The organism is Leptospira selangorensis, from assembly GCF_004769405.1.
Classification (GTDB): domain Bacteria; phylum Spirochaetota; class Leptospiria; order Leptospirales; family Leptospiraceae; genus Leptospira_B; species Leptospira_B selangorensis.
Genome location: NZ_RQES01000001.1, coordinates 46,631 through 69,246 on the forward strand (window position 1 = coordinate 46,631; position 22,616 = coordinate 69,246).

Annotated in this window: 23 protein-coding genes; 8 read left to right on the forward strand and 15 right to left on the reverse strand. The window is 40.6% G+C overall.

Going from position 1 to position 22,616, the window contains the following annotated elements; genetic code table 11:
- Positions 1 to 3: 3 nt before the first annotated feature.
- Entirely contained in the window at positions 4 to 354 is a 351-nt protein-coding gene (locus EHO58_RS00250; protein ID WP_135626948.1) for a Cys-rich protein, read from the reverse strand.
- Entirely contained in the window at positions 351 to 2,048 is a 1,698-nt protein-coding gene (locus EHO58_RS00255; protein WP_135677905.1) for an ArnT family glycosyltransferase, read from the reverse strand. The genes EHO58_RS00250 and EHO58_RS00255 overlap by 4 nt, the downstream gene beginning before the upstream one ends.
- Before the next feature lie 193 nt (positions 2,049 to 2,241).
- On the opposite strand from EHO58_RS00255, the gene EHO58_RS00260 reads away from it, so the two are divergent.
- The gene (locus EHO58_RS00260) at positions 2,242 to 2,925 is read left to right on the forward strand and encodes a TetR/AcrR family transcriptional regulator (protein WP_135626946.1); all 684 of its coding nucleotides are present in this window, start codon (positions 2,242 to 2,244) and stop codon (positions 2,923 to 2,925) included.
- Between the two features lie 49 nt (positions 2,926 to 2,974).
- On the opposite strand, the gene EHO58_RS00265 is transcribed toward EHO58_RS00260, so the two are convergent.
- The 3 genes from EHO58_RS00265 to epmA all read right to left on the reverse strand — a co-directional run bounded on the left by EHO58_RS00265 (position 2,975) and on the right by epmA (position 7,559).
- On the reverse strand, positions 2,975 to 5,236 hold the full coding sequence (locus EHO58_RS00265) for an aconitate hydratase (RefSeq protein WP_135677907.1): 2,262 nt from the start codon (positions 5,234 to 5,236) through the stop codon (positions 2,975 to 2,977).
- A gap of 189 nt (positions 5,237 to 5,425) precedes the next feature.
- On the reverse strand, positions 5,426 to 6,424 hold the full coding sequence (locus EHO58_RS00275) for an OmpA family protein (RefSeq protein WP_135677909.1): 999 nt from the start codon (positions 6,422 to 6,424) through the stop codon (positions 5,426 to 5,428).
- 190 nt (positions 6,425 to 6,614) lie between these two features.
- Positions 6,615 to 7,559: an EF-P lysine aminoacylase EpmA gene (gene epmA, locus EHO58_RS00280; protein ID WP_135677911.1), complete on the reverse strand. Its 945-nt coding sequence runs from the start codon at positions 7,557 to 7,559 to the stop codon at positions 6,615 to 6,617.
- A gap of 55 nt (positions 7,560 to 7,614) precedes the next feature.
- Here epmA and EHO58_RS00285 point away from each other — a divergent pair, with 55 nt between their 5' ends.
- Entirely contained in the window at positions 7,615 to 7,941 is a 327-nt protein-coding gene (locus tag EHO58_RS00285; RefSeq protein WP_135677914.1) for an STAS domain protein, read from the forward strand.
- On the opposite strand, the gene EHO58_RS00290 is transcribed toward EHO58_RS00285, so the two are convergent.
- A complete protein-coding gene (locus EHO58_RS00290) occupies positions 7,924 to 8,364 on the reverse strand; it encodes a DUF4279 domain-containing protein (RefSeq protein WP_135626941.1) in 441 nt (146 codons plus the stop codon). The genes EHO58_RS00285 and EHO58_RS00290 overlap by 18 nt on opposite strands.
- A gap of 226 nt (positions 8,365 to 8,590) precedes the next feature.
- Between EHO58_RS00290 and EHO58_RS00295 the strand changes: the two genes are divergently transcribed.
- Positions 8,591 to 9,316 carry a response regulator transcription factor gene (locus tag EHO58_RS00295; protein ID WP_008588853.1) on the forward strand — a complete coding sequence of 242 codons (726 nt, stop codon included), beginning with the start codon at positions 8,591 to 8,593 and terminating at the stop codon, positions 9,314 to 9,316.
- Positions 9,317 to 9,472: 156 nt separating this feature from the next.
- Positions 9,473 to 10,021 (forward strand): DUF1564 family protein, encoded by a 549-nt coding sequence (locus EHO58_RS00300; protein ID WP_135677916.1) that lies wholly within the window; start codon positions 9,473 to 9,475, stop codon positions 10,019 to 10,021.
- Positions 10,022 to 10,044: 23 nt separating this feature from the next.
- Here the strand turns inward: EHO58_RS00300 and EHO58_RS19850 are convergent, their stop codons facing one another.
- Both EHO58_RS19850 and EHO58_RS00310 read right to left on the reverse strand, forming a co-directional pair.
- Positions 10,045 to 10,350, reverse strand: coding sequence for a 4a-hydroxytetrahydrobiopterin dehydratase (locus EHO58_RS19850; RefSeq protein WP_135677918.1), 306 nt, complete (start codon positions 10,348 to 10,350; stop codon positions 10,045 to 10,047).
- Between the two features lie 12 nt (positions 10,351 to 10,362).
- On the reverse strand, positions 10,363 to 10,776 hold the full coding sequence (locus EHO58_RS00310) for a TraB/GumN family protein (protein WP_086445698.1): 414 nt from the start codon (positions 10,774 to 10,776) through the stop codon (positions 10,363 to 10,365).
- 205 nt (positions 10,777 to 10,981) lie between these two features.
- Here EHO58_RS00310 and EHO58_RS00315 point away from each other — a divergent pair, with 205 nt between their 5' ends.
- Genes EHO58_RS00315 through EHO58_RS00325 form a run of 3 tightly spaced genes read left to right on the forward strand, consistent with a single transcriptional unit; the run spans position 10,982 to position 11,955 of the window.
- Complete coding sequence (locus EHO58_RS00315) at positions 10,982 to 11,260, forward strand: DUF883 family protein (protein ID WP_135626938.1); 279 nt, start codon at positions 10,982 to 10,984, stop codon at positions 11,258 to 11,260.
- A 15-nt stretch (positions 11,261 to 11,275) separates the two neighbouring features.
- Complete coding sequence (locus EHO58_RS00320) at positions 11,276 to 11,659, forward strand: LBF_4227 family protein (RefSeq protein ID WP_135677920.1); 384 nt, start codon at positions 11,276 to 11,278, stop codon at positions 11,657 to 11,659.
- A gap of 23 nt (positions 11,660 to 11,682) precedes the next feature.
- Positions 11,683 to 11,955 carry a hypothetical protein gene (locus EHO58_RS00325; protein WP_135677922.1) on the forward strand — a complete coding sequence of 91 codons (273 nt, stop codon included), beginning with the start codon at positions 11,683 to 11,685 and terminating at the stop codon, positions 11,953 to 11,955.
- A 20-nt stretch (positions 11,956 to 11,975) separates the two neighbouring features.
- Here EHO58_RS00325 and pyk read toward each other — a convergent pair whose 3' ends face one another.
- The 4 genes from pyk to EHO58_RS00345 form a co-directional block, all read right to left on the reverse strand.
- Positions 11,976 to 13,406, reverse strand: coding sequence for a pyruvate kinase (pyk, locus tag EHO58_RS00330; protein ID WP_100710676.1), 1,431 nt, complete (start codon positions 13,404 to 13,406; stop codon positions 11,976 to 11,978).
- A 40-nt stretch (positions 13,407 to 13,446) separates the two neighbouring features.
- On the reverse strand, positions 13,447 to 15,417 hold the full coding sequence (locus EHO58_RS00335; RefSeq protein WP_135677923.1) for a hypothetical protein: 1,971 nt from the start codon (positions 15,415 to 15,417) through the stop codon (positions 13,447 to 13,449).
- Between the two features lie 16 nt (positions 15,418 to 15,433).
- Entirely contained in the window at positions 15,434 to 16,480 is a 1,047-nt protein-coding gene (asd, locus tag EHO58_RS00340) for an aspartate-semialdehyde dehydrogenase (RefSeq protein WP_135626934.1), read from the reverse strand.
- A 77-nt stretch (positions 16,481 to 16,557) separates the two neighbouring features.
- Positions 16,558 to 18,102 (reverse strand): hypothetical protein, encoded by a 1,545-nt coding sequence (locus EHO58_RS00345; protein ID WP_135677925.1) that lies wholly within the window; start codon positions 18,100 to 18,102, stop codon positions 16,558 to 16,560.
- A gap of 178 nt (positions 18,103 to 18,280) precedes the next feature.
- On the opposite strand from EHO58_RS00345, the gene EHO58_RS00350 reads away from it, so the two are divergent.
- Positions 18,281 to 19,678 (forward strand): hypothetical protein, encoded by a 1,398-nt coding sequence (locus tag EHO58_RS00350; RefSeq protein WP_135677927.1) that lies wholly within the window; start codon positions 18,281 to 18,283, stop codon positions 19,676 to 19,678.
- Here the strand turns inward: EHO58_RS00350 and EHO58_RS00355 are convergent.
- From EHO58_RS00355 to EHO58_RS00365, 3 genes are all read right to left on the reverse strand, one after another.
- Positions 19,663 to 21,108, reverse strand: coding sequence for an MBOAT family O-acyltransferase (locus EHO58_RS00355; RefSeq protein ID WP_135677928.1), 1,446 nt, complete (start codon positions 21,106 to 21,108; stop codon positions 19,663 to 19,665). The genes EHO58_RS00350 and EHO58_RS00355 overlap by 16 nt on opposite strands.
- A 99-nt stretch (positions 21,109 to 21,207) precedes the next feature.
- Positions 21,208 to 21,423, reverse strand: a complete 216-nt coding sequence (locus tag EHO58_RS00360; protein WP_086445707.1) for a hypothetical protein — start codon at positions 21,421 to 21,423, stop codon at positions 21,208 to 21,210.
- 818 nt (positions 21,424 to 22,241) lie between these two features.
- Positions 22,242 to 22,616, reverse strand: a complete 375-nt coding sequence (locus tag EHO58_RS00365) for a phosphatidylinositol phospholipase (RefSeq protein ID WP_167483164.1) — start codon at positions 22,614 to 22,616, stop codon at positions 22,242 to 22,244.

A 22,616-nucleotide genomic window follows, 5' to 3' on the forward strand; every position in this document is an offset into this window, starting at 1 on the left:
GTTTTAATAATACTTTTTTAATTCTCCGAACAAACAAGAAGTCAATTCGGAACAGCTTGCCATCTTCTCGGGCTGAAGACATACCTGCATCTTATCGAAATGTTTTCGGCAACCTCTTAGGCAGGAATTTTCCACCTTATATAATTGGTCTTCGGAAGTCTGGGGTAATTCTTTCTTAGTACATTTCGCAAGATTATCGCAATAATCCAGACAAATCTCTTTTCCTTCCCACTCCATACCGGACTGAACCACAGTCCCTCTGGAATATTTGAAAGCGATAAATGTGCCCACGGCCAGGCCCAAAACGAAAATGGGAAGATAAGGGAAAATTTTTCTGAAAGGGAATGGGCTCATCGACTCTCCAATTCGGAATTCTTATTCCGAGAGGGCTCATAAAAGTATACGTATTCTTTTCCCTGAGTTGGGCTCAGGAGTTCCTTCAGGGTAACATCTCTTTTCCAAACAGTTTGTGTCTGTAGAAGTTGATACCCCGACGGAATAGGGACTTGTTCCTGGAAGAAGACCAAATATCTAATTCCATCCACACAATTTCGATCCGCACCTGGAACAGAGTGAATGATCTCAGCACCTGGAAGCGCATTTCTAAAAGTAAGTGCTGTCCAAGGATTTTCTGAAACTATACAAATCTGTTTCGCACTGGTGAATGGTCCATTTTCCGGAACCTCACTTAGGTTCACTCTGGGGAGAATGGAAAATTGGATATAAGAGAGCAAACCAGCCGCGAGTATTAGATTCAATGCGGTGGTGGAAGGAACTCCTGACTTTTGCGCTCGGATCCTTCTCCTCCATATAAAGATCAAAAGTAAGAATACTGTGAATAGTAATTCCGCCCAGATATTTTGGCCCAGAAGAATTTCAAAACCCCACATCGCAGCCAAAACCAAGGCGCTGACCCCGAAACAGAAGAAATAGTTTAAAGATAGAAGTTTCGAGAATTGATATTCCTTTTTCCGAATGAAGAATAATCCGATTCCCAAAAAAGCCAAGGGGATCAAAGGAAGAAGGTAGTAAAAATCCTTACGATTCGGAGCCAAATGAACCAAGCAGATAGTAAGGATTGCCCAAAGGTAGGAACTCCCGACAACTTCTCTCAAGGACTTTGGCTTCTGTAATAATTTAGAATAGAATCCGAAGAAAACAGCGAGGCTGAAAGGGAAACTATAGAGTAAAAATCCGATCGGGATAATCCATTCAGATTGATTAGCCGTGGCTGCTGAGAATTTTCCGAGGTTTTCCGTGAATAAAAAGATCGTTAGAAATTCTTTTCCTAATTCTGAATACGAAAGAAGGACCAGTATCCAAATCGCTGGAACGATCAAAGAAGAAAAATGGAAGATGATATGGGAGAGGAGTTCCTTCCCTATTCTTTTTTTGCCTGCCCATCCCCCATTTGAGTGAAGAAGGAATATTCCAATAATGGAATAAGATCCTAAAATGATCCCACTATACACTTGGAATACAGGACCTTTGATTAGAATTGCAATTCCGGAGAAAAAGCCTCCTACAAGTAACCAGATCCGATTTTTAGAGAGCCTGAATTCTAAAATAGTGACTGAGACCAAGATAATGAAGAAGGTCAGTAAAGATTCCATCATCACCAAACGAGAGAATTTGAATACTCCCAAAGTCAAAGTATAAGCAGAAGAAATTGCAAAGGCTAGTTTAGGACTCCCACCTGCTCTTCTAATCCCTAAGTAAATTAGAACAGAGGACCCGAAAAAGAGTAAAAAGGAAGGAAATCTTTCCGCAAAAAAGCTGACACCAAAAAGGTTATCCGAAAAAATTCCGAGCCAAAACAGTGCTGGCGGCTTGTAGAGATTTAAAACGCCTTCAAATTTAGGGAAAAGATAGGAAGAAGAGGCTAAACTTTCTCGGATTGTAGCGATATGCATCGCTTCATCCCCTTGGGTTAAGAGAGCATTTCCTCCGGATCCAGGAAGAAGAAGGAATACGTTTAACAAAACGAGCAGAGAAACGAATATTCTATCTCCATTTAAGCTTTTTTTAAAAAACGAATTCCAAACCATAAATTTGAAGAAAGTTCCCTTTTTTACGGAGTCTCGATCCGAATGGATCAAAAAGTCCTGATGTAATCATTTACTTACTTATCACCATATTGTAAAAATAAACGGAACAAGCAAGAGTAAAGTGGATCTAAAAAGTAAAAATGCGCTTGGCTGATTAGTCGAAGGTCGGGATACATCCCATATAGGCAGTTAGATGGTTCGAACCCCTAAGAAGAAGGTCAAAAAAAGTAAGGTATCCAAAGCGGGTGCCCACGGTTCTAATAAAGGCCCGAAAAAAAGAGACCGAAAGGCAACTGAGACCGCTTTGATGAAGGCGGGGATACAAGTTTTTGCCAAAAAAGGATATGACGCGGCGACCACTAAGGATATCGCCAAAACTGCGGGAGCTAACGAGGCTCTTATAATGCGTTACTTCGGCGGGAAGAAGGGACTTTTAGAAGCAATCCTAACTCGAACCGACGACCTGGGCGATTCAGCTACAGGAAAAAAAGAAGAGGAGACCAAACAACTTCATTTGGATGAGGCCTTAGTCGAGTCCATTACGGAAAGATGTTCCGATTTTAAACATTATTCAGACTTTATGAAAGTCGCAGTCAGCAGGATCATCTTAGATCCGGACGTTAGCAGAATTATCCAAACTAAAATTTATACAAAGGCTCTCCCTGAAATGATCCATGAACTGGAAAAATTCAAGAAGGGAGGAGAGATTGATCCGAAAGCGGATCTAAAGTCGGTAGCATTTGGAATTTCTTCTTTAACCTTTGCGTTAGGATTTATGGCTCAAGTGGTTTATAAAATTCCGGAATCGGAAATCAAAGCAACTATCAAGGAAATGGTGAGGATCTTACAGAAAGGTCTAAAACCGGATTCCAAATAAAAAAGCCGAGACCGCTTTTACACAAGCCTCGGCTTTCTTCAGAAAAATTTTACTTTTTGCCGCCGATCAAATTCAAAGCGCTTCCTGCCTTAAACCATTCAATCTGCTGAGCATTATAAGTGTGGTTCACTTGAAATTCGTCCTTACTTCCATCTTTATGATTCAAAACTAAAGTAAGAGGAGTTCCTTCCTTAAAACCAGTAAGTCCGATAATATCGATCTTATCGTCTTCTTTAATCTTATCGTAGTCCGCCTTATCCGCAAATGTCAAAGCAAGCATCCCTTGCTTTTTCAAATTTGTTTCGTGGATACGAGCAAATGATTTTACAAGAACCGCTCTTACACCCAAGAATCTTGGCTCCATAGCAGCATGTTCTCTAGAAGAACCTTCTCCATAGTTTTCGTCGCCGATTACTATAGAACCGATCCCTTGTGCTTTGTACTGGCGTTGAACTTTAGGAACCTCGTCGTAAGATCCGTCCAATTGGTTCTTCACACTATTGATCTTCTCGTTGAAGATGTTTGTAGCTCCAATCAGAAGGTTATTGGAAATATTATCCAAATGCCCTCTGAATTTCAACCATGGACCCGCCATAGAGATATGGTCAGTCGTACATTTTCCTTTTACTTTGATAAGAAGGTTCAATCCTTTTAGATCAGTGCCTTCCCATTTAGTGAATGGAGCGAGCAATTGTAGACGATTGGACTTAGGATCTACAACTACTTGCACGCCGGAACCATCAGCAGCAGGAGCTTGGTAACCGGCATCTTTTACATCGAATCCTTTTTTAGGAAGCTCGTCTCCATTCGGAGGATCCAATTTAACCTTCTCCCCTTTTTCATTGGTAAGAGTGTCTTTGTTCGGATCGAAAGTAAGATCTCCCGCAATCGCAAGCGCAGTTACAAGCTCCGGAGAACCCACAAATGCAAAAGTGTTCGGATTACCGTCGTTCCTAGATTGGAAGTTACGATTGAAAGAGTGAACGATTGTGTTCTTCTCCTTCTTATCCGCTCCTACCCTGGACCACATTCCGATACAAGGGCCGCAAGCGTTTGCAAAAACTTTTGCTCCGATCTTTTCGAAAACTTTAATAAACCCATCTCTTTCTATCGTAAAGCGAACTAACTCAGAACCAGGAGTGATCGTAAACTCTGCCTTAGGTTTTAGGGATTTTTCTGCAGCCTGGTTTGCAAGGGAAGCTGCGCGAGCGATATCCTCATAAGAAGAGTTTGTACAAGAACCGATCAAACCTACTTCTACTTTAGTCGGCCATCCATTCTTCTGAGCTTCTTCTTTCATTTTAGAAATAGGAGTAGCTAAGTCAGGAGTGAAAGGTCCGTTCAAATGTGGTTCTAATTCGGAAAGATTGATCTCGATCACTTGGTCGAAAAATTTATCAGGATTTGCATAAACTTCTGGGTCTGCGGTGAGGTGTTCCTTCACTCCATTTGCTAAATCAGCGATCTCGGCTCTATTAGTAGAACGGAGATATCTTTCCATAGACTCATCATAAGAGAATGTAGAAGTAGTTGCTCCAATTTCGGCTCCCATATTGGCTATGGTTCCTTTTCCTGTACAGGAAAGAGAAGAAGCTCCTTCACCGAAGTATTCTACGATCGCGCCTGTTCCACCTTTTACAGTAAGAATTCCAGCTACTTTTAAAATAACGTCTTTAGCAGAAGTCCAACCATTCAACTTCCCGGTGAGTTTCACTCCAATCAGTTTCGGCCATTTGAGCTCCCAAGGAAGGCCGGCCATAACGTCGCAAGCATCGGCTCCACCGACCCCGATCGCCACCATTCCCAATCCACCTGCGTTTACAGTGTGAGAATCGGTTCCGATCATCATTCCTCCAGGGAATGCATAATTTTCTAATACTACCTGGTGGATGATTCCAGCTCCGGGTTTCCAAAATCCAATCCCGTATTTGTTGGAAACAGAAGAAAGAAAGTCGTAAACTTCTTTGTTTTCGGTAGAGGCAGTTGCTAAGTCTGTAGAGGAACCGATTTTTGCTGTGATCAAGTGGTCACAGTGTACGGTGGAAGGAACTGCTACCTTACTTCTACCTGCGGACATAAATTGTAATAAGGCCATCTGCGCAGTTGCGTCCTGCATTGCAACGCGGTCCGGTGCAAAATCAACGTAAGATTTTCCTCTTTCAAAATTGGAGGAAGGAGTTCCTTCCCAAAGGTGAGAATAAAGGATTTTTTCGGTCAGAGTGAGAGGTCTGCCGACCACTTCTCTGGCTTTTTTAACCAGGTTCCCGAGTTTTTCATACCGGGCACGAATCATATCTATATCAAATGCCATTGTCATCTCCGATGATGGTTTCATCGTCTCTTAGGGTCGGGGTGCTTGTATAGGATTTTTCCGCCAAAAGGACAATTTTAAGAATACGGAATATCCGTTTACTATTAGATTAGACGAAAGAATATGGAGAAGTATCTGGAGTTCCTACCAGAAATAAAACGAAGGAAGAAAAGGGAGATAACTCCCCTTTCACTTAACGATTTGGATATCCACTCGTCTGTTTTTTTCCTGACTTTGCCCCTTCCCCTCGGAAGAAGAAACTATTTGAGAACCTTTCGCTTCCAGAATGAAACGAGAAGTTTCCAAACCATTCCCCAATAAATAATCTCTAACCATCTCGGCTCTAAGCTGGGAAACTTTCAGATTCACTTCTTCGGTTCCTTCGGAAGAAGCATGTCCAATCAAAACTACCTTAACATCCGAATGTTTTTTGAGAAGAAGTGTAAGGAAATCTAGGATCCTTCTTTGTGATTGAGGAATTTTTATATCATTCTTATCGAAAAGAATCGGAGAAGATTGGATTTTAGAAGCAAGCTCAGCGTCTTTTCCGGAAAAAATCGCAGGTTCATGTTTTTGAGAGAAGAAACCAAAAATGCTTCCCTTTTCCGAAGAGGAAGAAGTTTCCTTCTTCTCTTCCGCCACTTGCTTAGGTTTACTTTCTTTAACTTCTTCAGTATGATTAACGGATTTCTTTCCGTTGTTTCGGAATGCGTAATAGATCCCCACTCCGAAACCACCAAGAATGATGAGAGACAGGACCAGAACAGGAATGCTATTTTGTTTTTTCGTCTGTCCTGCAGAAGGAGTCGGGATATAACCTTTATAAGGTTCAGAATGTTGAGAACTCATAAGACTAACCGCTTCATCGTGAGAAGTATATTCCTCTTGTGGGGAAGATTTAGTGTGAGTATGAGAAGATTTTTCAGCAGCCCATTTGCGAATTTCAGTGCGAAACCACTCATCCGCTTTTGTAGTAAATTGAAAATTCTCACGGACATATTCCATCGTTTTCTTTTCGATGTCTGTATAAGTATTGTTATCCTTAACGGCATTGAGAAGTTTTTTTGCATCCGCAATCGAAATACGGCCGTCTTTTTTACCTGAGGTTGCCTTCTCGGCTAACTCGATCAGGCCTCGATCATATTTTTTGCCTTTTATAGTGACGTAATAATTCTGCTTCTTAGTCATATTCTCCGTCCGCACTAAAGGCCAGGATTTCTTCGATCGAAGAACCCTTTTCAGGGCAAATCAAATCTTAAGTTAAATTGATAGATGATCCGTGCAACAAAAGTTTTGCGAGGCCTATATTCATTATCGAACCTTCCATGATGCTTTCTTAATTCGAAATGAAGTCGGAACGGAATAAAATCCGCCGTTTTCAAATTTCTCGCCAATATGGGCTAACTTCTGAGAGGGAGTTCCTTCCCAAAAGTACCATTAGAAGACGATCCAATCCGATCGAAATTCCAGAACATTCTGGAATGCCTCTTTCTAATGCTTGAAGGAACTCCTCGTGAACTGGAAAAACTTCCTTCCCTAACTTTCTTCTCAATGCTTGCTCTTTTTCAAAACGAGCTCTCTGTTCTATCGGGTCCAAAAGTTCGTAAAATGCGTTAGCTAATTCTATTTTTCCAAAATACAATTCGAACCTTTTTGCTGCTCCGTTTTCAATTCGAGAAAGAGCCGCCATTTCTGGAGGGTAATCATAGATGAATTGAAATTCCGTAGCGAAGTTTGGCTCTAACAAGTTTAAGAATATTAAAAAAAAGCAGTCCTCATATTCCATGGAATTCAATGGGAGATTTGTGAGAGATAGTTCTGCGATCTTTTGTTCTAAGGAGCTTCTATCCCAATCTATGTTTGCCCAATTGGAGAGGAGTTCCTTCACAGATTTTCTCTGAAATGATTTTTCCAGAAGCGGAAGGCTAAGCTTATTGGAAATCCATCGAATCAATTCTTCAAGAAGATCCATTGCCTGGTGCAAATCGATACCAGTTTGGTAAAATTCCAGCATAAGGAACTCGGCAGTATGGTAGGAACTCCCCTTCTCCCCTGAACGAAACGTATGTGCAATCTCGTATACCTTTTCTGCACCTAAAGATAAAGCCTGCTTGAGAGAATATTCAGGAGAAGTAATCAGATATCCTTTCTCTGCCCCCGAAGGAGATCCTACCATAAATGGATCCAAATACGGCTCCATCCCTGGGATTTTTTTCAACGATGGAGTATCAACCTCGAGGAATCCTTTTTCATAAAAAAAAGTTCTCGTAGCATGTAAAAATCTGGATCGAAATGACAATATCTCTAAGTTATTCAGCTTCATCTTTGGATATGAACGCTCAAAATGGCAAACTAATCCTTTAGAAAGGGAAACTACTGTGGAGTATAGTCGAAAATACAGTTACTTTGAAATAAGAAAAAAGGCCAAGGCTGTAGAAATTGAACCTCTTCTTTCTGAAATAAACGATCAAGTCTTGGGAGAATTAAACTCTGTTTTAGCGATGGCCTTCTATGAAACAAATCGGCATGTAAAATTGGAAATATCGAAATTCGAGACTTTGCCATTCCCAGTAATAGAAAAATTAATCAAATATGCCTTGGATCTGCGTGAAAAGAACCGAGTGTTAATTCTTTCCAAACCGAGACCTCCGATCCGAAAATACATTAAAACCTTCTCTTTAGAAGAATTAATTCTGATCCTCTGACCTTCTCCTTCTTTCCGGAACATTCCATGCGTGAAAGGACAATTTTAGTCCAAGATTTCCAAGTAACAAAAGAGTTCTAGCGCTTAGCGCAGTTTCTTCTAAACTACCATTATTGAATTCAATAGAACAATAAAGTACGACATTATGTTTTTCGCAAAAACTTTGGAATTCTTTGCGACGGGGGGCTATTTTCTCCAATAATTCTTGAATATGATCTTCTAACGGGGCACTCGCGTCTCTTTTCGAGTGAATTTGCCATAAAGAAGAAGTAACCGATTTTCCAGAGATGGCAGGAACTCCTTTATTCACCGATAAGTCAGGTCGAATTCCAAGAGTCCTGGTTACTTCGTGAACATCCAATCCAGGCTCCGAAACTGCAATAAGAGCCCAACTCCGAGGAAAGGAAGGATTGCCGTATTTCATAAATTGCCCAAAGCCAGATTTTTCACATTAAGAAATAAGAATTCTCCGGAAATACCATTAGAGATAAACAGCAAAACCTTCAAAAACGCCAAACATATCGCATTTTTCGAATTTTTGTTTTCCAATCAATACATTTAAAATCCTATTTTTTGCTATGTTACAATTTTGGTGGGAATAATATGTTGTAATGAGGTTAAATTTAACATCCAATACACCTGAGGCGCTTATGAAGAATATTCTGGTAATTGAAGATGATCCGGACATCGGGAATTTAATACGAAAGTCATTGGATTCAGCTCATTACCGAACCACAATTCAAACTTCTGGCGAAGAGGGCCTTAAATACTATAAGGCAAACCACCCCGACCTCTTAATTTTAGATCTTTCCTTACCGGATATTGACGGAATGGATGTATGTCGAACAGTCCGAAGATCTGACGAGAATACACCGATTTTTATCGTTACCGCTCGAAATGAAGAAATAGATCGAATCATGGGCCTCGAGTTAGGTGCAGATGATTATATCACAAAGCCTTTCTCCGTTAGAGAATTGAAAACCAGAGTAGATGTGTTCTTCCGCAGATGGGATAAAAAAGCGGGTATTAAACCAAACATAGGAAGCGGTGGAGAAATTATCAGAGGATCTTTAAAAATCGATCCAGTTCGACGCAGGGTCACTTTGAAAGATCAGGTAATCAATATTTCTCGGAAAGAATTTGATATTCTACAGCTAATGGCAACTTCTCCTGGAAAAGTATTCTCAAGAGAAATGATCTTAGAAGCGGTTTGGGGAATGGAATGGGATGGATTTGAAAGAATGATCGACTCCCATATCAAGAGAATTCGCTCAAAGTTGGAAAAGAATTCAGCTCAACCTGAGTGGATTGAAACAATTTGGGGGATTGGTTATAGATTTACTGATAATTACGAGGGGATTGTAATTATAGATTAAGTCTTTCATCTTCAACTTAATGAAAGTCCGTTCTTAAACTATCTTAAGGACGGGCTCCTAAGGAGTTCCTTCCCAAAATAAATTCCATCGTTCAAATAAATCGCAATTTCTGCAAAAAATTCACTCCCTTTTTTCATTCCGAGACCCGTCTCTCATATGGAAAAAATAAAACCCACCTACCACCGCTCCTTCTCCCAAAACATAGCTTTAGGAAATATAATTAAGAAAAAACGTAATGTCTCTACCCTTCTTATTCCCCCGCACTTGGCAAAATATGTTCATAAACACGGCATCAACAACCTACTAAGAAAGACTCTCTCAAACCGGCGAAGAAGTTTTCATTCAAATAAACGTATTAATTCTGAATCAATATACACGAAATATCAAAACACTATAGGAAAATCGAAGGAGAATAGATATATAAAGTTCAACTTCAGACCAAGATCAGAAGATTGGACTCAACTTAGAAGTCTTGCCATTAGTCACGGAATTTCAATGTGTTATTTATTTGTGTTATTATTGGAAGAATATAAATCCGAAGGCTTTTCAAATTCAGAAAAAATAATTTGGCAGGTAAAAGCAGCAATACATGCAAATTTTGATTCAAAGATCTTCTTTCGAGAACTATGGATCTTAGAATACCAACTATCTAAATCTGACTTTAAAACGAAAAGAAAAAGTCCTCATGGACCAAAAATCGCCTAAAGATTCAGAGTATTGCTAATATATTAGAGATTACTAAAGAGATTTTCGGCAGAAATAGCAAATTGCAAATCAAAGCTGGACAATCCCTTTAGACTATGGGTATATAGTTCCACTCTCACAGAACTATACGAAAAAAGGATTTCCGGGTGGTGATCCATTTCATTAGCCAGGTTTGCTAAAACAGTTATTACTTTTATTCCATCTAGGTATTGAGATAATTTATATACTCTAGCAATTTTTGGAACTACGTCTATAGTTAGCACTTCCCAAGTGGCTGGGAGTTCCTTCCTAATTTGCTCGATTGAAAGCGGAACCGGAGAATTGCCCATGAAAGTTTAAAATTAGAGAACTTTTTTCAATGCTTGCTTGATTTTTTCCGCATCGTCGATCGCGCCGTTTGAAAGAGATCCTGCACGTGCCATTAAATTGACGGCCCCGTCCATTCTAGCTTTTAGCTCTTCGATTTTGTGCAATTGGTCGTTTAGAAAAGCGAGTTTAGATTCTATCTCCATTTCCTTTCTTTCAAGAAGAAGTTTATAGTTTTCTAACTCTTGGATTTTCTTGCGGGTTTTTTTCGCCTCGCTATCCACATCTTTACGATAATATTTCTCTAATTCTTTCTCTGCTTGCGCGTGACGATCAGCTTCTGCCTTAAATTCTCGCTTCAAATGTTTCAGAGCTTGGCGATATGCCCTATTGTATATTCTTTGTCTTTGAGTTCTTCTTATCTTAGCTATTTTAGATAATAAATTCATGTGCCATCCCCTTTTTACTTTGCATCGACCGGAATGGTTTTCGCTTCAATTTCTATCCGTTTGCCGGTTAGACCTAATATATCGACTTATTTATCCCTACGGTCAAATTTAAAGTCCTTAATTTTTACGATTGAATGATTCCAAGATGTAAAATTCTTGAAATTGATTAGCTATACTAACATAAAAGTATCTGGAGGGCGTTCTTATGTCTAAAGGTGATAATCTAAGCGAAGAACTCCAAATTTTAAAAGATAAGGCCAAGAAAATTACAGGTAAGGCCCGGGAGGAATACTTGGAACACGTATCTGATCTAAAGGAAAAATTAAAACAAGTTACTGGTGAAACCAGCGAAAAGGCCAAACAAATCATCGATCAAACAGGAATTTATATCAAGGAAAATCCGCAAAAAGCAACTTTGATCGGACTAGGAGTCGGAGTCGGGATAGGCGTGATAATAGGAATGCTTATCGGTCGTAGAAAATAATACGGAAATTACCCATTGGCCGCTAAAAGAACGGATTCAGAAGAAATTCCTTACGGAAATAACGAGAAGCAGGATGGAACTTCGTCTTCAAGTTTCGAGCTGAAGGAACACCTGCTCGCTTTCATCAATTCAATCGCAGAGTATTTCGAAACTCTTCTTCTATACGCAAAGAAAATCGCAACGGAAAAGATTGTACTAGGCATCCAGGCATATATATTCTTCCGAATTGCTCTTTTCTTCATTAGTTTAAGTGTAATATTCTTTCTCGCCGCCTTTTTCCTCTATTTGCAGAGGCAATTTGCGGGCGATCCGCTACCTGCGGCCTTAGGAACTGGTGGTCTTTGCTTCTTCATTTCTCTAATAGGCGTTTTCGCTCTTGCTCGAAAACTTAAAGCGTAAGAGTGGAAGGAACTCCCGCCAATATGAGCAAGGCTAAGACTAAAGATAATCGAATCTTCTCCCTGAATCCTCTTTCCGGAGAAGACTACACTCCCTGGAAAGACCCGTCCAAAATGAGCAAGGAAGAACTCCGGCTCTATCTACAGATCAAAAAACTCCAGGTTCGATTGAGTTTCGAGAGATTACAATCTTCCATTAGTTATACAGGAATGATCATTGAGGCCTTCCAAAGCCTGGGACTTCAAGATTGGGTCCTAAAATTGCTGAACCAAGAGGCCGAGAACACTTCAGAATAGTCTGGAGTTCCTACCAACCCTTACTTCACCTCTCTGATCTGGATCGTCTCCACCCGATCAGCACCAGCAATAATATCCGACAAAATTACAACCTGATCTCCATCCTTCACTCGGCCGCTTGATTTCAAAGTTTCAATCGCCAGCTTGATAGTCTTCTCAGGATCGCTGGAAAAATCGATCCGATACGGAATTACACTTCGTGTCAGCCAAAGTTTACGACGAACCGTGGTCATATTCGTAAACGCATAGATAAGCGGAAATCTTGGATGGAAGGAAGCAACATTCAGAGCAGTAGTTCCCCTTCTGGTAATCACAATAATAGCAGGAGATTTGATAGAATCCGAAAGCATAGCCGCTGATCGAGCCATTTCTTCCTTCTTGTTGGAAGGAACTCTTTCCAAAACATAACCTAGTCCCGGTGCCTTCTCCACTCTCTCCGAGATCTTATGGAGCATATCCACACAACGAACTGGGAATTTTCCTGCGGCAGTCTCACCGGATAACATAATTGCATCCGCTTCTTCAAAAACCGCGTTGGCAACGTCAGTCACTTCTGCGCGAGTAGGAGAAGGATTATTGATCATAGACTCTAAAAGGTGAGTCGCAACGATCACTCTTTTTCCTTTGATCGCACATTCTCGGATAATAGCACGTTGAATTAGAGGAAGTTCTTCAATAGGAAGTTCCACTCCAAGATCGCCCCTTGCTACCATAACACCGTCAGCAGCTTCCACAATTTCTAACATGTTCTTAACGGCTTCTTGGTCTTCAATCTTTGCGATGATATCTGTGTGACCGTTATTTTCCTCGATAATCTTACGAAGTTGATGGATATCTTCCGCAGAACGAACAAAAGAAAGAGCAATAAAATCCACATCTTCTTCTAAACCAAAAAGAATATCTTTCTGATCTTTCTGAGTAATAGAAGGCAAATTAACTCGGATTCCCGGAAGATTTATATGTTTGCGAGAGCCTAATTTCCCACCATCGACAACTTTACATTTCAAAGCAGTCTCTTGGATCTCTTCTACCACGAGATTGATGAGACCGTTATCTACGGTAACTCTATCCCCAATTTTTAGATCTTTTACGATGTCTCGATAATTTACGAAGACGGATTGTTCTTCCGATTCTTCACCAGGAATAATATGAAACGTAAAGGACTCGCCTACTTTTAAGTCCAAATGATCGACTTGCAGATCGCCAGTCCGAATCTCGGGGCCTTGGGTATCCAATAAGATTGCAATAGGATGTTTTAATACATCTTTATTCAGGGACTTGATGGCTCGAATTATGGATCTATGAAAATCATGATTCCCGTGGGACATGTTCAATCTAGCGATATTCATCCCAGCTTCCGCAAGGGATTGGATCATTTTTTTGTCGGCGGTTGCAGGGCCGATCGTGCAGATAATTTTAGTTTTTCTGAAATTAACTAATTCATTCTTCATGTATATTCGGTTTTATTAAAATTGCTCTAATGATCCGAGCTCAGATTTTAGGAAGGGTTCTGTTCAGAAAATCTTCGAAAGAAATATAAAAATCGAACTTTTCCTGTTCAGGCATACCCGCGTTTTTCTGCTCGTCTACGATCCTTTTCGCCTTATCCAGTAAGGCCTTGCCGTTCTTTTTCAAGAACCTTCTGCTAATAAGGATCGGAAAAGAATACTGCTCTTCCTGGTTTCTAACCATAAAGGAATGGATTTCCTTTTTTGCATTCTTTTTCAGGAAGTTGATCAGAGTATTTTCATCCATATCTCCGCCTAAAGCCTGTAAGAGATATTCCCTATCCGGAAGTTCGTCTTGGCCCCAAGCATGATCTATAACATCTAAAACCGCAGAAAGATTTCGTTTAATTTCGGCCTCTTGTTCAGAGCTAAGTCCTGAACTTCTTGCAGGAGCGTTCGACTCTGAATTCGCAACTGCAGCTGCAGCTCTCGCTTTTGCGGTCGCTTCGGCTACTTCTCTGTCTTTTACTCTTCTTTCAGCAAGTTTTACCTTCTCTTCTTGAGCGACCTTAGTTCTTGCTTCTAGGATCTTTTTATTCTGCTCGGAAGCAAGCCTTGCTCTAATTTCTTCTGCTTCGAATCTATGAACTACATTATTCCCAAATAGAGATCTGAAAAATCTGGTGATAAAGGGAAGATATTTAAAAAGAGAAGAATATTCCAATTTTTCAAATTGAGAACTTGCCTCCCGAGACTCCATCATGTCCCGGATATTCATTTTTGCTAAAACACGGATCTCACTGTCGTTCCCAGTAGCTGCAAAAACTCTTTTTGCGGTTTCAACTGCTCCGTTGATACAATCCTTATGAAGAGCGAAAACGTATAGGCCCTTTTTATCCGCAAAATCAGCGCTTAGGATCATATCATGATTGACGATCAAGTTTTTGACTTCTTCTTCGATAGGTTCTCCGCGGAATCGAAGATAATTCAGATCCACTAATCGATTTGCGGATTTAATATAGTCGAGCAATTCGGAAAGTTTGGCCTTCTTCTCTTCTTTTTCTTTTTTCTCCTTCTCCTCTTCTTCAAAATGGATCAGAGAAAGAAGTTCCTCAACTGCGGTTTTTTGATCACCGTACGCCGGGCTTAGAAAAGGAAGGACTTGTCCTGCAATAGCGCGAGTATTCTGAAGATCTTGTTCCGAAAAATTGCCAAGCACACCTATCCTTTGCAATTCCGGGATAATCCTTTCGTTCAGATACTTTTTATAAGCATCCAGTCTCGCGATAATCTCATCTTGGACATTATAATAAAAAACGGAACGGTTTCCCGGGCTTAAAGCATTCTCATTCCTATAAAAATATAGAATTCGAGAATCCACTAACTTCTTAAGCACAGGTTTCAAATGGATATTGATCGTGGTTTGTTTTAGAACAGGAGTAACATCGAAATTATCCTGAAACAAATTCCCGATCTCGGAAGAAGCGTAGGTCTCGCTTAATTTATTATTATCGATACAATCGTAGATCCATTTCTGAAAGCCTTCCTTTCCAGGGAATTGCCTCTTCTCCTTGACCCATCTTTGAATGGAACTGAAAGAAGTTTGGTTCACTCCATCCACATATCTATGACTAGAACCTGCATCTGTTTGAGAAGGTCTGGCAAATACGGTGATTAATCTTAGGAAAGATGCAATCCTTCCATCGGAAGAATCTCCGGTAGGATTATAATCCACCATACAGATCTTTTTTATAACGGGAGGGTTTTGGCGAGCGCTCATTTCTCTAAGATAAGCGTTTACCCTTTCCTTATCCAAGGTTAGCTCCCTGGAAAGTTGTTCCGCACTCGGAAGAATTTTATTCGCAACGAACTTTTCAGTCCAATCGCCGATGATCAGTACTAATTTATGAATTCCCTTGTACTGGAAATCCCCTCTGGCCTCTAAAGCTTGGGTTAACTGTAAGGCCGAGTTATAATCCGCTACCTTGAGTTCCGGAGATTGGGGATCCAGCATGAGTCATCCTCTTCGACTAGAGTAGGTTTTTCCGATACATCAATTCCGCGTTTAAAATCGCGGCACCGGCAGCCCCACGGACCGTATTATGACTTAGGACAACATATTTCCAATCTAAAATCGGATCAGGTCTGAGTCTTCCCACTACGGTAGTCATACCTTTCCCTGTCTCCAGGTCTAGGCGAGGCTGGGGTCTGTCTTCTTCTTGACGATAAAGAATCGGAAAATCCGGAGCGAGAGGCAACTTTAATTCTTGAGGCTCGCCTTTAAATGAAGACCAGGCTTCTAAAATTTCGGATTCAGTTGGCTTCTTCTTGAATTTCACAGAAACACAAACTGTATGTCCGTCGAAAACCGGAACTCGATTACAATGAGCGGAAATTTTAAAATCCGCATTCACTATCTTTCCACCTTCAGCCTTTCCAAGACATTTCAGAGGCTCGATCTCCGCCTTATCTTCTTCTCCACCTATAAAAGGAACTACGTTCCCCAAAATATCCATGGTAGGAACTCCCGGATAACCTGCTCCGGAAATCGCCTGCATGGAGAATAACATAACGGATTCTATACCGAACTTTTCGTATAGAGGTTTCAGAGAGATGGTCACTCCCATGATCGTACAATTGGAGTTAGTGATGATCTTGCCCGGAGTTTTTTGGCTGGAAAGCACATCCAAATGATTCGCGTTCACTTCTGCAGAAAGAAGAGGAACATTCTCCACCATTCTATGATTTTTAGAATTGGAAATAATATGGATGCCTGCTTGGGCAAAAGAAGTTTCCACCTCTCCTGCAACAGAAGCGTCCAAACCGGAAAACGCCAGTTTCACACCTGGAGTAACCTTAGGGTCCGGTAACGTGATAATTATGTCACGAGCGTATTTAGGAATATCTCCAGAGATCTTCCAACGCTTCTTCATAACGTCCGCATATGTTTTGCCTGCGCTATTCTCGGATGCGCATAGATGGGTTACCTGAAAATAAGGATGGTTTTCCAAAAGTTGGATAAACCTTTGCCCGACGGAGCCAGTGGCTCCCAAAACAGCTACGTTAATTTTGCTCATAGAACTTATTTACCGCTCTCAGACTTAAAGTCTGCATTTCATTGTTTTTCTCTATTTTTTTCTAAGACCATGGACTGTCATTCGACAAATTTAGATATGAGCGAAGCATACTTAGAATTCATCTTATGAGTTCCTTCATACGTGAGATGATGGAAGTCCCAAAAATCAGTCGAAGGCAGATCCCTGCTTAGATCCACAAAATTGTCCCCGCCACCGCTGATCTCTTTCAGGTATGACAAATGCTCTTTATACCATTCCGAATCCCCATACCAGGAAAGGCTAACTGGGTTCTCAGGATTGTTTATTAAGAGAAATGGCAAATCCTTCTCTTTAAAAAAAGAAATGAGCTTCTTCATATAACGAAAATGAAGAATGGGCCGGAACTTTTCCTTTGCGATCTTCTTCTTAGAGTCCGCTAACACCTGAATGTACTGTAAACCTGGTCTTTTTTTTAGATCCGTAAGAAGGCGAAAGTAAAAGTATTCTTCGTATTCCTTATCGGACATCCCTAGAAAGCGTAGGTCTTCCAACCTTTCCTCTCTCACCGGTCTTCTATCCAAAAGAGAAAGATCATCTTCTTTTCCGAAAATCTGCTGTAACCTTACTCCCAGGATATCCAGAGCCCAATCCTTATGTTCTGGTCCCGCAAAATAAGGGATCCAAGTATTAGAAACTTCAGCACGGATCCAGTGATCCTTCTCCCCTGGATCCAAAAATCTAGGATCCAAAAGAATTTTTTTCCAACCGGGGCTCTTAAACTCAAAAGTCTGCTTAACAGTATGAGAAAAATTTTCCAGCTCTAGGATAAACTTTCCATCCTTAAGTACTTCTTCCACTACCTGGATATAAAAACCTTTGCGAGCCATATAAGGTTTAGGTTGAAAAGAGAAAACTTTCCCGGTCCAACCCCGAAAGGTCACTTTCTCCGGAATGTCCACACCATTATACTCTCTGAAGCTGGTGTTCCTACCAAAACGATGTTCATAGAGAGAAGTAGAAATTTTCCAATAAATTTCCTTATAACGATAAGAACCAAAAATAGAAGCGGCTAGATATTCCGCACTTTTCTCCAATCCGATTAAATCCCAAAATTCAAGGAGACTTTCCAAAGGAAAAATAATCTTGGATTGGGGAGCGTCCCTAAAATCCAAAGCATCCAAGATCAGCTTTGATTCTTCCGCAGTTTCGTTCTTACCGTTTTTAGGATCCAGAACGTAAGCCCTGTACAATCTCCAATCCACAAAGTTCACAGGATATACGATAAGATCCGGAGACAAACTCAGGAATTGGTCCTTCATCAAGTACGCATCCAAGGGAGGCATACCGGCATAAGACAAAAAGATAATATCCAGATCTTTCCCAGTGACCTTACGAAGTTCCTTCTCTAAGTCTTTAGGGTTAATCGAATAACCTGTAACACTGGAACCTATTACTAAAACACGGAATTTCTGCTTCGAAATTTTTTCGAAAGTTTTAAACTCGTGTAAAAAATTATAAAAATAATCCGCTCCCCAGGAAGATTCGTTAGGCAAGAGCCAAAACGAGTATCGGAACAAGAAGAAGTCCAAAAAAATAACTGAGATAACAACGGAAAATAAGATCGTTAATTTGGAACGGGACACAGCTCCATAAACTGAAAGTAATTGCCTCTTTGTCCAGAAATTGTTTCGTTTTCTACTTTACCTTGGATGAGGCATTGGCCAGGATTCCCAAGTGGTTTGGCTCTGGACTTCTATAATTATTTTCCTGGCCTCACTTATATTTTCCCTATTTACCGCGCCTAAAGAAATTTTCTGGAACATGGAAGCCCTGTATCTTCCTTCCGTGTTAATAGATGTGCTTAGGGATGGTGGTTCCTTAAGGGCCTGGTCGTTCGCACCTACACCTTATTTTTTTCCGGATCTACCGATCGTTTTTATATTCGGTTATATCACTGAAAATGTTTTCAGGACATTAACACTCTACGCGATCTTCCAAACTTCTTTACTCGCATATCTTTTAGGAAGGTTCATCCGTGCAATGGAGCCAAAAATGCCCCGGCCCCAAAGTTACGTATTCAGCTTACTCATATTATCTTTCTTATTTCTGATCGCTGAAAAATTTCCGTTGTTGTACTTTTTATATTTTCCTTCCGTACATATCAGCGCATTTCTCACGAGTCTCTGGATATGGCCTTATTTAAAAAGAGAGAAGGTGCCGAAATATTCCATCTTCCCTCTGCTTTCCCTACTCACGGTTTCGGATAGGATCCTAGTTTTAGAATTATATCTGCCGACTTTACTTGCTTGGGCGAGAAGGTACGGTCGTTGGGGAGTTTCTTTCCCGCTGATCTCCATCCGATTTTTTGCAACCGGACTCATCGGGTTAGGGCTTCATTCTTTCATAAAAATATTTTTAGCAATCAACTCACCCAATAAACTTTCCACACTTGAATCAATCTCGCATTGGTGGACTGATTTTTATACCGCAATACTTAGCCTAAACCTTTCAGGGATCTTTCTCGCATTCGCGATTTTAGGCGGAATTTTATGTTTAAGAAAAGGAAAAGAATCCGGGCATAGTTACGGATTTTTAGGATATTTCCAACTTAGTCTTTGTATATTACCGCCATTACTCGGGCTATATTCCGGCCAAAATTCACTCAAATACAGCCTACCTGCAATCGTGATGGTCCCTGTATTATTTGGGATTTTACCTTCTATCAAGAACCAAAACTATTTAAGCCATTCCAGGAATTTCGCGTTTTTAGGACTGATATTCGGACTTGGGATATTCACGATATTTGGAGAAGGAACGGGACAATTCAGAGATCCATGGGAGTCCATCACCATCAGACCGCCAGAAACAGTCTGCGTAGATGAATGGAAAGAAAAAGATTCGTTTGTTTTTGTGCTCTCAGAACCTCGAAAAGCTAGACGAATCCTCACATACTCCGAAAAAAGAGTCCTGGCATACCCGATAGATTTCAGCACATTAGAAGGATCTTATTCAGTTTCCAATAAGGAATGGTTTTTATTTCCACCGGAAGGTCCGATCGCAATATTGCCGGAAGGACTAGGAGAATCCAGGATCAAATCATTCTATGGGGAACCTTCTCGCGTTCTAAATTGTGAGTCCGGAAACGGAAAAATTTGGATCTACGAAGATACAGCAAAGATCCGAGATTATCTACAAAGACCAGTTCAAAAAACAAAATAAATAAACGGTTGGGACTCGGAAGAGAATACGGCTCCTAATAAAAACCCAATACCTACCAAAACTCCGAAAATTACCGGATGTAAACCTTCATAAAACTTACGAAAACTACCGTATTTCTCGTCTCGATTTCCTATCCAAGTGGCGGCAAAAAACAAAAAGAATGCGATAGAGAGAATACGCAAAGAAGAAAGCGTCGGATCCGCTCCGTTCGAAAAGTGAAAAAGTTTTTCGAAAACGATCCCTGTAGTTTTCCAATCCGGAGATCTGAAAAATACCCAACAAAGAACAACACCTAAGATCACAAAGATCCTATACGAGAACCTTCCTAAAATCCCAGGTCCGTTTTCAGCGGAGAAAAAATCGGGGCAAAATTTTTTACCTAATCTCTCCAAACCTAAAAAAATGCCGTGAAATCCACCCCAAACCACAAAATTCCAACTAGCACCATGCCATAGGCCGCCCAAAAGCATGGTCAAAAATAAATTCACATAAGTTCTTAGTTCGGATTTACGATTACCGCCCAAAGGAATGTATAAATAATTCCTAAGCCAAGAAGACAAAGAGATATGCCATCTTCTCCAAAAATCAGAAAATCCGGAAGCGAGATAAGGCATCCTAAAATTTTCAGTAAGTTTAAAGCCGAGAAGAAGAGCTGAGCCTAAAGCAATATCAGTATACCCGCTGAAATCACAATAGATCTGAAGAGAATACGCAAAAACCGCTGCCCATGCATAGGCACTCGAAAACTCCAAAGGAGAACGATAAAAAGAATCGGGCAAAATAGACAGTTGATCCGCAATCACCACCTTCTTCCATACGCCAATTAAAACTAAAACAAGACCTTCTCTAAGAGGGAGTTCCTTCCAAGCCACCCAGGTCCTAAGTTGAGGCAAAAAGGTCCTGGCAGGAACAATTGGTCCTGCAACCAACTGGGGGAAGAAGGAAAGAAAGAGGGCATAGTTCCAAAAATTTTTCTCAGGCAAAATTTCTCTTCTGAACACGTCGATCGTGTAACTTAGGGACTGAAAAGTGTAAAAAGAGATACCTACAGGAAGCACAATGCCCCATACAGGAAGACTTAAATTTAGCCCAAATGCCGAAAATACGGCATTTCCAGACTGCATAAAGAAAATGAAATATTTAAAAAATGCCAAAACCCCTAGATTCAAAACGAGAGAAAGTGAAAGTAAGATCGCACGAAACCTTCCTTCCTTCTGATCCATTATTCTACCAATCCAGTAATCCAGAACTGTCGTCCCGAAAAGAAGGAGCCCGAATTTAGGATTCCAGGACATATAGAAGAAATAGCTTCCAGCTAATAAAAATGGCTTCGGAACCCATTCCGGAAGCATTTTCAGCCTGGGAAGAATCCATCTCAGCCCAAATATAAGCAAAAAGAAAAATAAAAAGAGAGGGGTGGTAAAATTCATTACTTAAATTTAAGCATTATTAAAAATTCAACATTCCGGATCATTTATGATCATTAAATAGATTAATATTAATCATTAATTAGACCAATAAAAATCATATCAAATAGTCCACTTGCAGCGAACCCCGCAATTTGGACAATCCGCCGTGATTTCTGCCTTAACTCGCTTTCCCTTGGGAGTTTCGACCTTCCCAATAGCCACAAATTCAAAGTTTACTCCCTCTGGAACGTAGTGTCCGCCGCCGTATTTGGCAGATCCTTCGATTAAATTTGAGCAGGCATGGCATTTTACTCTTAATTTGATTACTTCGGCCATTGGAAAAGAATTTACGAACCTTCCTCCTTCCGCAAGAAGAAAGCGATATAGGCCTGTCAAAACCACATGGGGATGTTGATTTGATACACATGACTTTATGTCATGAATATTTGGGATTTTGATCTATTTTTAATGCCAAGTAATGGCCCCATAACCCCGCTCTCTGGCTCATTTAATGCAAAGCTAAGAATGACAGGTATTTCTTTATAGGTCGCCCAAGGATGGACAGTTCTGTCAAAATAGGGCAGCAAAAGTTTCTCTAAGGGAAAAAGCGACGACGCCTCCTGATTAACGTCTGAGAGCGAATATTAGGCTCCAAACGTCAGTTTCCTGCCCTTTAAGGACAATTTGCAAAATATCCCCTTGGGTCATCCTGCCCTATTCTTCATTTCTATCGAATCCCCGGCATCCATTATAATCAGAACCAAATGCTCATATTTGGGCAGTGCCAATTGACCCCGGATAGGCGAACTATCGCCCATGCACCGATAAATTGCCCAATCTACCAACACGCCTAAGGCTTTATTTCACGGACGATTTAAGCGGTCTCCAGGCAGATATTCTGACTTGTTTTGCAGAATTGATCCGCGCCGCATTCACAAATTCCTCAAATTCCAATCTGGCAAATAGTGAACTTTTCTGCTTATGATTAGGCACTTATGTAAAAGCCATAATATAGGCGCCTAAAGTCGATTTATGGGCAGAAACTGCCTATTTGTATAAGCATCCACCCATATGCAGGCAATTAAAGGCTACTGCTGCCCTTTTCTGAAATATGAATTTTACCCCTGTGCGCAGCACAGGGAAGTTTTGAGAATTTAAGCTCTTTTGCGAGCGGGGGCTTGTTTTTTGGCTGGAGCGGATTTTTTAGGGGCTACTAATTTCTTTTTATCTTTTTTTGACTCGATAGCGCTTGCATCGAAGTTCACATCCAATCCCATTTTCTTATTTCGTTTCACCATATATACGAAATGTCTAACGTACTGAGCATAAGGTTCAGGCACAGATTTAGGATCGAAGTCTAAAGGATTTTCTAAAAGAGAACGAACCACAGTTTGATTCAGATCTTCTTTGCTAGTGACCATGAGAGTTTCTAATCTGCGAAGAATTTCGTGATCGTTCACCTCGCTAGTGACTTTCTTCATCGCATTCAGAAGCCTCTGAAAAGAGGTTCGTTTGATCTTCACGGCCAT